This is a genomic window from Leucobacter musarum subsp. musarum, assembly GCF_001273845.1.
GTDB classification, from domain to species: domain Bacteria; phylum Actinomycetota; class Actinomycetes; order Actinomycetales; family Microbacteriaceae; genus Leucobacter; species Leucobacter musarum.
This window is the reverse complement of record NZ_JHBW01000065.1, coordinates 219,036-232,241: the sequence shown is the minus strand read 5'-3', so window position 1 is coordinate 232,241 and position 13,206 is coordinate 219,036. Positions and strand designations below refer to the sequence as shown.

The following is a 13,206-nucleotide window of genomic DNA, read 5'->3' as shown; positions in this document are numbered from 1 at the left end:
GTGATGCCATGACGAGCTCATCCGGTGCAGCGGAGCGCCTCTCCCGCATGATCCAGATTCCGACGGTGTCGGCGGAGATCGACGAGCGCGGGGCCGAACCGTTCGAGGCCTTCGTCGCGCTGCTCGAGGAGCTCTACCCGCGGGTGCATGCCGAATTGCAGCGCGAGCGCATCACCGATCTCGGGCTGCTCTTTCACTGGCGCGGCGCCGATTCCGCGCTCGATCCGGTGGTGCTGATGGCGCACTTCGACGTCGTACCCGTCGATGCGTCCGATGCGTGGACCTATCCCCCGTTCGACGGACGCATTGCCGATGGTTTCGTCTACGGCCGCGGCGCACTCGACGACAAGGGCCCCTTGCTCGTTGTGCTTGAGGCCGTCGAGGCGCTCCTCACCGACGATTTCGTGCCCGCGCGCGACGTCTACCTGTCATTCGGCGGCAACGAGGAGACGTTCGGCGAGGCGGCGCACACCATTGCGCAGACGTTCCAGGAACGCGGCATCATCCCCTGGCTCGTGCTCGACGAGGGCGGGGCGGTGGTCGATGCCCCGCTCCCGTTCGTGCGTGGGCAAGCCGCGATGGTCGGTGTCGGTGAAAAGGGGCCGATGACGGTGCGACTGAGCGCCCGAGGCGACGGCGGTCACGCTTCCGCCCCTCCGACGCTCACCGCGGTCGCACGCATCGCACGAGCTGTCGGGCGCCTCACGCCCGGCACGTTCCCCGCGCATGCTCCCGAAGGGGTCACTCGCATGCTCGCGCGCTTCGCACCGCGCTCGGGCGGTGCCGCACGACCGCTGTACCGTCTGCTGGCGGCGAAGCCCTGGCTCACCGCACGGGTGTTCGAGCGGCTCGGAGGCGAACCCGCCGCGATGGTGCGCACCACGGTCGCCCCGACGATGTTCGAAGGCGGCACAGCGGCAAACGTGCTCCCTTCGCAGGCGAGCGCCACGGTGAATCTGCGCATCGCCCTGGGCGAAACGGTCGCGCGCACCACCGACCGTATTCGTCGACGGATCGCCGACCGGCGAGTCACCATCGAGGTCGTCGACGGCGAGGAGCCCTCACCCGAATCGTCGAGCGAGAACACGCAGTTCGGGCTCATCGCGCGCGCGGTCGGCCAGTCGCATCCGGCGGCCGAAACGGTGCCGTACATCATGATGGCCGCCACCGACTCCCGGCATTTCCATCGCTTCGCCCCCGCGGTCTACCGCTTCGCGCCTCTCGCGATGTCGGCCGAGCTCCGCGCGACCATCCACGGCGTCGATGAGCGTGTCGCCATCGACGAACTCGAGCGGGGTGCCCGATTCCACCGCAGTCTCATCGAGAGCCTGCCCGGCGGGGATTCGGCCGCATGACCCGCGTGCGGCTCGGCGTACTCGCCGGCATCGTCGGCTTCCTCGCATTCGTCGAGTTCACGAGCGGGTTTCTGCAGGGCTATTACACGCCCATGCTCTCGAACATCGCGCGTCACCTCGATGTGCCCGATGCCGATGTGAACTGGCTCGAGGGCTCGCAGTTGATGCTGTCGGCACTGGTCGTGCCGGCGCTCGCCAAACTCGGCGACATGGTCGGGCACAAGCGGATCCTGCTCTGGTCGACCGCGATCACCGCCGTCGCAAGCCTCGCGCTGCCGTTCGCCCAGACCTTCCCACTCTTCCTCGCCGCGTGGACACTGCAGGGCGTCTACGTCGTGTGGCTGCCGCTCGAAATCGCGCTCGTCTGGTCGCGCACCTCTGGTCGCGACGGCCGTTCACTGCTCACCGCTCGCGCCGCCGGCATTCTCGTCGCCGCGCTCGAGGCCGGCGCGATCTCGGGCGCACTCATTGGAGGGCAGCTGATCGACTCGTTCCCGATCTTCGGCGTGCTGCTGGTGCCGGGAGTGCTCGTCACCCTGTGCTTCTTCGTGATCGCCTTCGGTGTCGCAGAGTCACCCGAGCAGCTCGGCGGCCGCCTCGATTACGTCGGCCTCATGCTCATCACCGTGGCGCTCCTCGCCTTCACCGGCGGCCTGAGCCTGCTGCGTCTGCAGGGCGTGGGCAGTGTGCTCGCCTGGGCGGTCGTACTGCTCGGCCTCGTGCTCGTCGTGCCGTTCGCGCGCTGGGAGCTGCGCCACCCCGATCCACTGATCGACGTGCGCATGTTCCGTTCGCCGGCTCTGGCTCCGGTCTTCGTCACCGCCGCCCTCTTCGGCATGAGCGTGCTCGGCGCTCAAGCGCCCCTGTCGACGTTCATTCGCACCGACCCCGAGTCCGCGGGGTACGGCCTCGGCATCGGCGGCTTCGCCACGTCGCTCGTCATCGGGCTGTATCTCATCGCGATGGTGATCGGCGCGCTGCTCTACCCGTTCGTCGCCCGGCTCAGCACGCCCCGCAACACGCTCGCGGGGGCCGCGCTGCTCGTCGCGATCGGTTATCTACTGTTCCTCCCGTTCCACGACACCTATACCCACATGGTCACCAACATGATGATCGCGGGGCTGGGCTCGGGCGCGTTGGTCGCCGCACTGCCCGCAGCAGCCGCGGCCGGCGCACCGGATCATCTCACGGGCGTCGCGACCGGCCTCACCAATTCGACGAAGACCGTCGGCGGTGCCATCGCCTCCGCGATCTTCGGGATCGCCCTGATGCACGGCGTCGCGGGAGCTGCAGGAGCCACGGGCGCTGAGGCCGGCGGGGGCACCGCGGGATCGTTCACCGGCTATGTCATCGTCTGGTGCGTCTGCGGTGGATCAGCTTTGGTCGCTGCCATCGCGCTGAGGTTCGTCGTGCCGCAGCAGGCGTTCCGCGATCGGGAGAGCGCACCGCAACCGGTGTCGCCGTCGCAGGCGGGGTGATCCCGCACCGCGATTCGTCTATGCGAAGACCGTGTCGGCCGCGCCGAGCGATTCAAGCAACAGCGCGTTGAGCTGGTGACGCCCGGCTCCGAGGTGCGCCCAGCGCCACACGGTACTCACGAGCGCAGCGGCGTACCCCGCGGCCTGAATCTCCGCGACCAGCGCATCGACGCCGTCTCGCCGCAGCCGGGCTCCGACCAGGTCTGCGATGCGGAGCTGGCGCTCCGCGCGCCCGGCCGCCAGCTCGTCTTCCACCCCCATGGTGCGCGCTTCGGCGACCGCCAGCGCGAGCGCGTCGGGGTGCTCCCCCGACGCGAACACGCGCAGAGCTGTGGTGACCGGTACCGAGGCCTCGGCAAGGGCGGCATCGAGCGCCGCGATCCGGCGGTCGAAGACGTACCAGAGAATCTCGGACTTCGACGCGAAGTAGTTGAAGAAGCTGGATCGACTCACGCCTGCTCGGCGGGTCACCTCGGTCACGGAGGTCGCCTCGTACCCGCGCTCGAGAAAGAGCTCGCACGCGGCATCCGCGAGCATCTCGCGAGAGGAGGCGTGCGGGCGCCCGCGAGTCGAAGACATGCTCTCACTGTATCGGCCGATCACCCGTGATGTGCCGTGCAGATGCGCGTAGGCGCGCGGATCGACTACACTCGGCTTGTTGAACTCAATCCAACAACAGTGGATCGCCCGAACCCGAGGAGCCGCCGCATGGCCTCGCAGCACCGCCCCCGCACACTTCCGCGCACGCTTGCCCTGACCGCCATCGCCGCGGCGAGCGCCCTCACCCTCGCCGCGTGCGCCGGGGGCGGCACCGCCGCGGAACCGGAAACGGAGGATGGCGGCACGCTCGTCTACGCGACCGGCGACGCCGAGCCCACCTGCCTCGACCCGCACGTCGGCGGCAACTACCCGCAGGCCCTGATCTCGACGCAGTACCTCGAGCCACTCGTGGGCCGCGATGCCGACGGCACCATCACGCCGTGGCTCGCCACCGAGTGGACCACGAGCGCCGATGGCCTCACCTGGGACTTCACGCTGCAGAGCGACGTCACTTTCACCGACGGCACCCCGTTCGACGCGGAGGCCGTCAAGGCGAACATCGAGCACCTGCAAGATCCGGACACCGGGTCGTCGACCGGGGTGCTCGCCGTGTCGAAGGTGCAGAGCGTCGAGCCCGTCGATGCCACGCACGTGCGGTTCCACCTGTCGTCGCCCGACTCCGCGCTGCTCGAATCGCTGAGCCAGCAGTGGAACGCCATCGAGTCTCCTGCCGGGATCGCGCGCGGCATGGACGAGAACTGCCAGGCACCCATCGGCACCGGCCCCTTCATCGTGGACAGCTGGAAGCCGCAGCAGAGCGTGACGCTCGTGCGCAACGACGACTACCGCACGCCGGGCCCCGAGGCAGACCACGACGGTGCCGCATACCTGGACGCCATCGAATGGCGCTTCATCCCCGATGCCGCGACGCGTCAGTCGGCGCTCGCTTCGGGCGAGGTTGACGTGATCGACAACCCGCTGCCCAGCGATATCGTCGCCGCCGACGGCGCCGGCTTCACCCACATCGATGCCCCACGCCCGGGATCGGTGAACCGCATCGAGCTCAACACAGGCCAGGCTCCGTTCGACGACATCCGAGTGCGTGAGGCATTTGTGCGCGTGGCCGATCCGGGCCCGGGCATCGAGTCGCTCTTCCAGGGCACTGCGGCGCAGAGCTTCTCCCCCCTCGCCAGCACGGAACCGGCGGCGACCTCCGACGACGGCCTCTTCACCACGGACGCGCAGGCTGCGGCGAAGCTACTCGACGACGCCGGCTGGACCGCCGGCAGCGACGGCGTGCGCGTGAAGGACGGGAAGCGACTGACCGTGCGATTCCCCGTGAGCACGAACCAGTCGGTCGCCGCGGAGCAGTCGCTCTTTGAACAGATCCAGGCCAACACGGCCGCAGTCGGTTTCGACGTGCAGCTCGAGCCCGTCGACCTGAGCACCTGGTACGGCAAGCTCGGCGCGAACGAGTACGAGGCCGTCGACGCGCCGTACACGAAGGTCGGACCCGACGTACTGCGCTTCCTCTACCACTCGGACGGCATCACGCCGGCACCGTCGGGCTACTTCGCGAATCACGCGCAGCTCGACGATCCTGAGCTCGACCAGCTCCTCGACGCGGCCGCCGCCGAGCAGGACACGGCGAAGCGCGACGCGATCTACGCCGACGCGCAGCAGCGCGTGCTCGAGAGCTACGCGATCCTGCCGCTCTACGATCAGCAGAATCACTTCCTCGTCAACGGTGCAACCGGGGTGACGACACTCGGCACGATCGCGACGCCCACGTTCATCAACGCGAAGCTCACGAAGTAACCGGAATCCCTTCGGAGCCCCGAATACGGCACACTGCTGCAGTGAGCACTTCTGAACCACCCCGCGCATCGCGGGGCGACGCACCGCGCGCCGATGCCTCACGCCTCCGGGCGCGACGCATCGGTGGCGCGGTGCTGCGCCGCATCGGCTCGGCGGTGCTCGTGGTCTGGATCACCGCAACCATCGTGTTCATCGCGCTTCGCGTGTCGGGTGATCCGCTGGAGGCGATCATGGGCGGGCCCGGCTCGCAGGCCACTCCCGAGGCCTTCGAACGGGCGCGCATCGCCTACGGCCTGGACCGGCCGATCGCGGTGCAGTACCTGACGCAGCTCTGGAACACCGCGACACTGCAGTTCGGGGACTCGTACGCGCGCAAGCAACCGGTGAGCGGGTTGCTCGCGGCGAACTTCTGGCCGACCGTGCTCATCTCGACGCTCGCACTCGTCGTGGCCTGGGCATTCGCGTTGGCCGGCGCGCTGCTCGGGGTGCTCGGTCGCGGCCGCTGGGGGCGTGCGACTCGGGCCGCGCTCTCCGGGATCGCCACTGTTTCGTCGGTAATCCCGCAGTTCTTCCTCGGTGCCGTCGGCATCCTGATCTTCGCCGGCGCGCTGCACTGGTTCCCCGCGACGAGCTCGGGGAATGCGCCGGCGTCGCTCGTGCTGCCCGTGCTGACCCTCGCGATTCCGATCGCCGGCTATCTCGCGCACGTGATGCACGGCTCACTCGAGGAGGCCGGATCACAACCCTTCGCCACCACCGCTCGCGCTCGCGGCGCCAGTGAGACGCGCGTGCTGCTCGCGCACACGCTGCGCCACGCCGCGCTCCCGGCGATCGCACTCTCGGGTTGGGCCTACGGGTCGCTGCTCAGCGGCGCGGTCGTGGTCGAAGCGCTGTTCGCTCGCCCGGGGCTCGGCCGCCTGCTGCTCGAAGCTGCGTCGGTGCGCGACGTGCCCGTGGTCATGGGCGTCGTCTCGATCATCGCACTGCTGTATGTCGCCGTGATGCTGCTCGCCGACATCGCTGAACGGCTCATCGATCCGGCGGTGCGGGTGCGGGTGCGAGTGCGAGCTGACCGCGAGGTGACGCTGTGAACGGCGGGCAGCTGAACGGGTCTCCAGGGAGCCTCTCGCCGCGCCGCGTCACCCGACGGAGACCCCGCGGAGGCCGGGTGTGGACTGCACTCGGGTGGCCGGGAGCACTCAGCCTGCTCGTGCTCGCCGTCGCGGTGCTCGCGGTCGTCGCGCCGCAGGTGCTCGCGCCCACGGACCCGCTCGCGATTCACCCGGCCGACGCGTTCCGACCGCCATCGTGGGCGCACCCGTTCGGCACCGACGAATCGGGGCGCGACATTGCCGCGCGCATCGTGCACGGCACCAGTGCGTCGCTCGGCATCGGGCTCGCAGCGACCGCCATCGGTGTCGGCATCGGCGCGGTGCTCGGCTTCGCATCGGGCGTGGGCCCGCGATGGGTCGACGCGGCACTCGCGCGCGCGTTCGAGGTGCTCTTCGCACTGCCGACGCTCGTGCTCGCGCTGCTCTTCATCTCGGTCATGGGCGGCGGTCCGCGCGCCTCGATTCTGGCGATCGGGCTCGCGACGATCCCCGGGTACGCGCGCCTGCTCCGCGGCACCGCGCGACGCGTGGCAGGCAGTGGGTACGTGGAATGGGCGCGTCTCGACGAGATCTCGGCTCCTCGCAGGTTCGTGCGCCACATCGCTCCGAACGCGGCGTGGCCACTCGTCTCGGCGGCCACTCTCGGGGTCGGGCAGGCGATCGTGTGGGTTTCCGCGCTCGGCTTCCTGGGGCTCGGCACGGAACCGCCGTCGCCTGAGTGGGGAGCCATGCTGAACGCCGGCCGCGTGTATCTCACCACCGCGTGGTGGATGACCGTTTTCCCCGGTCTCGCGATCGTCGTGACCGCGACGGCGCTGACCGTCATCGGCCGCGCACTGGCGAAGGGGGGACGCGCATGAGCGCGGTCACCGGAACCGCTCCCGTGCTCGAGGTCGCCGGTCTCGAGGTCGGGCTCGGGCGCGGGCGCCATCGGGTTTCGGTGCTCGAGGAGATCTCGTTCTCGGTCGCCGCGGGCGAGTGCGTCGCCGTCGTGGGGGCCTCGGGCGCCGGAAAGTCGGTGCTCGCCCGCGCGCTCCTGGGGCTCGTGCAGGCCGAGCCGGGCTGGTCGGTGGCATCGGATCGCCTCATCGTCAACGGCCTGGAGCTGCAGAAAGCATCGCAGCGTGCTTGGCGGGCCGTGCGCGGCGACGCGATCGGACTCGTGCTGCAAGATGCGCTGCAGTCACTCGATCCGCTGCGCACTATCGGTGACGAGGTCGGCGAAACCCTCGCAATCCGCGGGGTGCTGCGCGGCGAGCGTCGGTCACGCGTCGTCACGGCGCTCACCGAAGCGGGGCTCCCCGGCGCCGCCGACCGCCTGCGGCAGCGCTCCCCCGAGCTCTCCGGCGGCATGCGTCAACGCGCCCTGATCGCGGCAGCGCTCTCGGGAGACCCGGCGATCCTCATCGCCGACGAACCCACGACCGCGCTCGACCCGACCACCGCCGCCCGCGTGCTCGGCCTGTTCGCTGAGATACGGGATCGCGGCACCGGGGTGCTGTTCATCAGCCACGATCTGCGCAGCGTGGAGCAGCTCGCCGATCGCATTCTCGTCATTGACAACGGTCGGATCGTCGAGGCGGGGGCAACCGACGACCTCTTGCAGCGCCCGCAGCACCGCGCGACACGTGCGCTGGTCGCTGCCACCCCGAACGGACCGAAGCCCGGCCCCACCGCGCGTCCCGGCGCTCCCCTGCTCGCGCTCAGCGGAGCGAGCCGGCAGTTCGCCACCCCGACGGGTGACCGCGCGGGAATCTTCGGCGTGGACCTCGACGTGCGGCGCGGCGAGGCCATCGGCGTGGTCGGCGAATCAGGCGCTGGCAAGACCACGCTCGCACGCATCCTCGCCGGTGCCGAGCGCCTGGATACGGGTCTCCTCGAACGCACCGACGCGGCTGCGCAGGTCCGTTTGATTCCGCAGGATCCCCTCGCGACGTTCGACCCGCGCTGGCGCGTGCGCCGCATCATCGAAACGTCCGTACGCGCCGATGCGTCCGGCGCCAGGCGCACCGCTGAGGAGTTGCTGGCCGAAGTCGGGCTCGGCGCCGAGCTGCTCGATCGCTTCCCGGTGACGCTCTCGGGCGGCCAACGCCAACGTGTCGCGATCGCCCGCGCACTGGCAGCCCGGCCCGACATGCTCGTCTGCGACGAACCGGTCTCGGCGCTCGACGTGGCGACGCAGGCCGGCATCCTCCAGTTGCTGAGCTCGCTACAGCGAGACCACGCGGTCGCGATCGTATTCGTCTCGCACGACCTCGCCGCAGTGCGCACCGTCTGCGACCGGCTGATCATCATGCAGCACGGCGAAGTCGTGGAGCGCGGGGCGACGGAGGCGGTCTTCGCGAACCCGCAGCACCCGTTCACGCGCGAGATGCTCGCGCTCGCGTGAGGCGCGGCGAAGCACGATTACAGGTACTTGCCGCCAGTCACCGGGACCACGGCTCCTGACACGTACGACGCTTCCTCAGAGGCGAGGTAGACATAGGCACCCGCAAGCTCGGCAGGCTGCCCTGGTCGTCCAAGCGGAGTGTCTTCGCCAAAATGCACTTGCTTCTGGTCCCAGCCCGTCGCCGGAATCAGTGGCGTCCAGATGGGTCCAGGTGCGACCGCGTTCACCCGCACCCCGCGTTCGCCTTGCTGCTCGGCGAGGGCATGCGTAAAGGCAACCAGCGCTGCTTTCGTCATGGCATAGTCGAGCAGGTCGGGTGATGGCTGGTATGCCTGCACCGACGCCGAGACGATGACGCTGGCTCCCGGCTGCAAGTGCGGTGCGGCCTCGCGGAAGAGAAGGATCGGGGCGACGAGGTTCGTTGCGAACACCTGCTCGACCGCATCCCGCGTGATTGCGGCGTTGTCTTCGCGCTCGCGCTGCGTCGCAGCGTTCAGCACCAAAATGTCGAGTCCGCCGAGTTCCTGAACGGCGCGCTCAACGGTCTGGATGCAGTCAGATTCACGACTCAGGTCGCCAGGCAGCAGCACACCCTTCCGATCCGCCTGCTCGATCTGAGCCAGTGTCTGCTCGGCGTCCTCCTGCTCCTCGGGGAGATAGGCGATCGCAACGTCGGCGCCCTCGCGTGCGTATGCGATAGCGACGGCGCGCCCGATGCCCGAGTCTCCGCCGGTGATGAGGGCGCGATACCCGGCCAGACGACCGCTCCCCCGATAGGTGTCTTCGCCATGGTCGGGCTGCGGCCGCATCGGCTGCGTGAGTCCTGGCTGGCTCGGCTGCTCCTGCTGGGGCAGCGGCGCTTTCGGGTACTTCGTGCGGGGATCGAGATTCGGGGTCATACATACTCCTCTTCGTATCGTCGGTTTGCCGCGCGTCAGCGAGAGATGTCAGTGGTCGCGCAGCAGCTCAATGAGCTCTGTCTTGCGCAGCCCGGAGTACCCGCTGAGGCCGAGCTCTTTCGCGCGACGGCGCAGTTCAGGCACGGTACGATCCTCGTAATCTTCAGCGTTACCGCCGCGACGGCCGATCTTCGAACGGCCCTCTTTTGCGGCAGCGTTTGAGATTCGCGCTGCTTTCTCGGCGGAGTTGCCCTCATCGCGCAGGCGATCGTACAGCTCGGGATCCTTCAGCTGGGGAGTTTTCGACTTCGGCATGTGTCATCCTTTCGTCGTGTGTACTCGACGCTACGCCGCGTCTCGCCACCTCAGCAGGGCCTCGACAGCTCCACGCGGCGTTGCTAGCCTCTGGTCGCTTGCGACATCGAATGCCGTACGTTTCGAACGACTGCGCGGCGCCTCCAGACGGTAACCGCCTCGCACGGTGATACGCAAGGGGCTCGTCTCACCGGGTGCAGCGCTCGTACCATCGTCAGCACCGCAACGATCGCCATTCTCGCCGGTGCGCTGTGCGCCGCGCGTGACGTGCCGGTCGGCTCGCACGACACGAATGGGAGGATTCAGCGTGGGACTCGTGATGCCGGGAGGCGCAGCAGACGTACCCTTCGATTTCGGGCTCGAATACCTCGAGCCGCTCGGCCACGATCACGTCTGGGTCGACGGACTCGCCGCGCCGCATACGCCTGATGATGATCGACGCTCGCACAGTATCGACTCGCTCTACGAGGTGGAGGCGCTGCTGCGACGCCACCCCCAGTTGCACGTGATCGCAGCGCATGAGCCGAGCCTCAGCGGCCTGGTCAGCATTGATGCCGAAAGCGGCCTCGCGCTGCCGGGGGTGCCCGCTCACCCGCTGCAACCGGAGGAATGGTGGTATCGCCCGATCGGCGATTGGCTCGCCAGACAGATCACGCGCCTCGCAGCTGCCCCGTTCGATGCCGATGCGCTGTGGTTGGTGAGCGGGCGAGTCGTGGGTCGTGGCCCCGATGGAGCGCCCCTCCTCGCCGACGCGGCGACCGTCGGTGTCTTGGGCGAACCCGCTATCGCGGAGGCCGGCGATCGCTATCGCCAACGGTTCGCGCACACCGTGAACACCGTCGGCACGGCGGAGTAGACCGCGAGGTTTATCCTTGCGCACGCCGCGCGAGCAGCACGAGCAAGCACTGCTCGTCGACGCTGAGGTGCGCGCGCGTCCGCATCTTCACTCGCGCCTTCCGAAGCCGAGCCCGAGCCTCGGCGTCCTCCGCCAGGGCGAGCACTCTCGGGTCGATATACGACGTCCGGGTCACCGTCGGGGTATTGCCCAGTCGCGCCGACGCCGCCTGCACGGCCACGCGCGCCGCGGCTGCGGCAGCCCGTTCCGTCGTGAACTCCGCCTCGTCTTGCTCGAGCAGCGCAGAGAGCGCGATGCGACTGCCGCCCCAGGTGCGAAAGTCTTTCGCCGTGAACTCCTCACCCATCACCCGCTTCACATACGCGTTGACATGGGTACTCCGCACTCGCCGCGAAACGCCTGTGTCTTCGAGAAACCTGAACACCTCGGCGCCCGGAAGCTCCTCGAGACGCGCGATCAGGCGCGCAACTCGAGCGTCGGCGACTCGTCGCTCGTGCCGCTTGCCGCTCTTGCCGACAAAGTCGAAGCGCACGGAGCTGCCCGTGGTCGAGATGTGCTCCTCGCGCAGCGTCGTGACGCCGTAGCTCCCGTGCTGCTCGGCGTACTCGGCGTTGCCCACGCGGAAGAATTCGAGGTCGATCAGGTGGATCACGCAGGCGACCACGCGCTCGCGGCTGAGCCGACGACGGCGCAGATCACGGTCAACCCGCGATCGCAGTTTCGGAAGCGCGGTGCCGAAACGGCCTAGGCGCGCGAACTTCTCGCGTTCCCGGCGCTGCCGAAACTTCGGGTGATAGATCATCTGCGTGCGGCCGGCAGCATCGATGCCGCGCGCGAGCACTTTCGCCGCGGGCGAGCGCGCGATGCGCACGTCATTCCAGGCGGGCGGGATCGCCAGAGCTTCGATCCGCGCAATCTCCTTGGCCGCAGTCACGCGCCGCCCGCCCCGACGGTAGATGAAGGCATCGCCTGATCGCTCGCGCGTGATCTGTTCGCCACGGCGTCCGCGTCGATTCGACGCGCGAGATCGGCGGGGCCTCTCGGAGGCCCCGCCTGCCGCATCACCCATGGGGGTGCGAATCTGACGGCGACTGCTCGTGCGCGGGTGCCTGACCCTGAGCCTCTTGGTAGAGCGCAAGCAGCCCGTCCACACCACCGTCCCGGAACGCCGTGAGCTGGTGTTGCGCCGGCCCGCCCGTGGTGCGCAGCTGCTCGAGATAGGTGCCGACCCGCTCGGCATCGCCGAACGCCTCGAGTGACGGCAGCGCGAATGCGAGCATCTCGTCGAGCATGGCCGACGCGGGTCGTGCGGTGCCGTCAGCCGGATCGATCAACGATCCGGTGAGGCCGTCTCGGGCCGCCATCCAGATCGCGCCGTCGACGAGTCCGGGAACCAGCGGAACCGGAGCGCTCCCCGACTCGGAGTCGGCGAGAATACGGTCGATGAGTCCGCGCACCAACAAGGCAAACGACACCGAATCCTGTGCGCGCAACTGCGCATCGGCGATGCGCAGTTCGACGGTCGGAAAGCGGTCTGAGAGCCGCGCGACCCAGGTCACCACACCAGAATCGATGAGTACCCCGGTGTCGACGAGCGTGCTGATCGTGCGCTCGTACTCCGCACCATCCGCGAACTCCGGCGGATATCCCGCGAGCGGCCAAGACATGCTCTTGATGTGCCGCCAGCTCGCGAGTCCGGTCTCTTCACCGCACCACACAGGCGAGTTCGCCGTGATGGCGAGCAGTGCCGGAGCCCAGCGGGCGAGTCCGCGCAGGGCGATCACCCCGGCATCAGGCGAGGGCACGGCGACGTGCACGTGCGTGCCCGTCACGTACTGGTGCGCGGCGGCCGCGCGCAGTTCCGCTCGGATCTCTCGGTAGCGAGCTTTCGGCGTGACCGAGCCCTCGTGTTCTCCTCCGATCGGCGGCAGACCCGTGCTCGCGAGCACCGCGCCGGCCTCGGTCGCCGCCGCTCCCGCAAGCGCGCGAAAGCGCAGCAGGGCTTCGTCGGCTTCCTCTCCCGATATGCAGACGGGTGATGCCGTTTCAAGCTGACTGGCAAAGAACTCGCGATCAACGTCGCCGCGCAGCTCCGGGCGCAAGGCGACGACCTGAGCGGCGCGATCGGCGGGGATGCCCGATTCGGCGTCGAGCAGCAGGTACTCTTCCTCGACGCCGAAGCTCCGCCGCGCTCCGTCCGCGCGGCCCACGCTCAGAGCGCCTTTCCGTCAGTGTCCTCAGCCCGGCGCGCGGGCGACGACGACACATCTTCGCCCAGCTCTTCCAGCGCATCGCGCGGGTCGTCGGCGGTAACCTCGACCGCCTGCTCCTCAGCAGCGTCGACGAGCGGGCGATCCTCATCGCGATGATCCGTGACGACCAGCTCTTCGTCTCCGTCGATCTCGTCCGTGGGCTCCCACAATTCAGCCATGATCGTTCCCCTC

The 13,206-nt window shown here is 68.9% G+C and carries 13 protein-coding genes; 7 read left to right on the top strand and 6 right to left on the bottom strand.

What is annotated here, in order from left to right; genetic code table 11:
* The first annotated feature begins 8 nt into the window (after positions 1 to 8).
* Positions 9 to 1,355: a M20/M25/M40 family metallo-hydrolase gene (locus CH42_RS03940; protein WP_053351895.1), complete on the top strand. Its 1,347-nt coding sequence runs from the start codon at positions 9 to 11 to the stop codon at positions 1,353 to 1,355.
* Positions 1,352 to 2,833, top strand: a complete 1,482-nt coding sequence (locus CH42_RS03935; protein ID WP_053351894.1) for an MFS transporter — start codon at positions 1,352 to 1,354, stop codon at positions 2,831 to 2,833. The genes CH42_RS03940 and CH42_RS03935 overlap by 4 nt, the downstream gene beginning before the upstream one ends.
* Before the next feature lie 18 nt (positions 2,834 to 2,851).
* Here CH42_RS03935 and CH42_RS03930 read toward each other — a convergent pair whose 3' ends face one another.
* Positions 2,852 to 3,412, bottom strand: coding sequence for a TetR/AcrR family transcriptional regulator (locus CH42_RS03930; protein WP_053351893.1), 561 nt, complete (start codon positions 3,410 to 3,412; stop codon positions 2,852 to 2,854).
* A 129-nt stretch (positions 3,413 to 3,541) separates the two neighbouring features.
* Between CH42_RS03930 and CH42_RS03925 the strand changes: the two genes are divergently transcribed.
* From CH42_RS03925 to CH42_RS03910, 4 genes are all read left to right on the top strand, one after another.
* Positions 3,542 to 5,191 carry an ABC transporter substrate-binding protein gene (locus tag CH42_RS03925; RefSeq protein WP_053351892.1) on the top strand — a complete coding sequence of 550 codons (1,650 nt, stop codon included), beginning with the start codon at positions 3,542 to 3,544 and terminating at the stop codon, positions 5,189 to 5,191.
* 41 nt (positions 5,192 to 5,232) lie between these two features.
* On the top strand, positions 5,233 to 6,282 hold the full coding sequence (locus CH42_RS03920; protein ID WP_306455192.1) for an ABC transporter permease: 1,050 nt from the start codon (positions 5,233 to 5,235) through the stop codon (positions 6,280 to 6,282).
* Positions 6,283 to 6,359: 77 nt separating this feature from the next.
* Entirely contained in the window at positions 6,360 to 7,163 is an 804-nt protein-coding gene (locus CH42_RS03915; protein WP_053351891.1) for an ABC transporter permease, read from the top strand.
* The gene (locus CH42_RS03910) at positions 7,160 to 8,692 is read left to right on the top strand and encodes an ATP-binding cassette domain-containing protein (protein WP_053351890.1); all 1,533 of its coding nucleotides are present in this window, start codon (positions 7,160 to 7,162) and stop codon (positions 8,690 to 8,692) included. The genes CH42_RS03915 and CH42_RS03910 overlap by 4 nt, the downstream gene beginning before the upstream one ends.
* Before the next feature lie 17 nt (positions 8,693 to 8,709).
* Here the strand turns inward: CH42_RS03910 and CH42_RS03905 are convergent, their stop codons facing one another.
* Both CH42_RS03905 and CH42_RS03900 read right to left on the bottom strand, forming a co-directional pair.
* Complete coding sequence (locus tag CH42_RS03905) at positions 8,710 to 9,591, bottom strand: SDR family oxidoreductase (protein ID WP_053351889.1); 882 nt, start codon at positions 9,589 to 9,591, stop codon at positions 8,710 to 8,712.
* 48 nt (positions 9,592 to 9,639) lie between these two features.
* Entirely contained in the window at positions 9,640 to 9,906 is a 267-nt protein-coding gene (locus CH42_RS03900) for a DUF7218 family protein (RefSeq protein WP_053351888.1), read from the bottom strand.
* A gap of 307 nt (positions 9,907 to 10,213) precedes the next feature.
* Between CH42_RS03900 and CH42_RS03895 the strand changes: the two genes are divergently transcribed.
* Positions 10,214 to 10,762, top strand: a complete 549-nt coding sequence (locus tag CH42_RS03895) for a DUF6098 family protein (protein WP_053351887.1) — start codon at positions 10,214 to 10,216, stop codon at positions 10,760 to 10,762.
* A 10-nt stretch (positions 10,763 to 10,772) separates the two neighbouring features.
* Here the strand turns inward: CH42_RS03895 and CH42_RS03890 are convergent, their stop codons facing one another.
* The 3 genes from CH42_RS03890 to CH42_RS03880 all read right to left on the bottom strand — a co-directional run bounded on the left by CH42_RS03890 (position 10,773) and on the right by CH42_RS03880 (position 13,193).
* A complete protein-coding gene (locus CH42_RS03890; RefSeq protein ID WP_368730399.1) occupies positions 10,773 to 11,720 on the bottom strand; it encodes a DNA topoisomerase IB in 948 nt (315 codons plus the stop codon).
* A 103-nt stretch (positions 11,721 to 11,823) separates the two neighbouring features.
* Positions 11,824 to 12,972, bottom strand: coding sequence for a carboxylate-amine ligase (locus CH42_RS03885; protein WP_053351886.1), 1,149 nt, complete (start codon positions 12,970 to 12,972; stop codon positions 11,824 to 11,826).
* A 2-nt stretch (positions 12,973 to 12,974) separates the two neighbouring features.
* On the bottom strand, positions 12,975 to 13,193 hold the full coding sequence (locus CH42_RS03880; protein WP_053352049.1) for a hypothetical protein: 219 nt from the start codon (positions 13,191 to 13,193) through the stop codon (positions 12,975 to 12,977).
* Between the last annotated feature and the right edge of the window lie 13 nt (positions 13,194 to 13,206).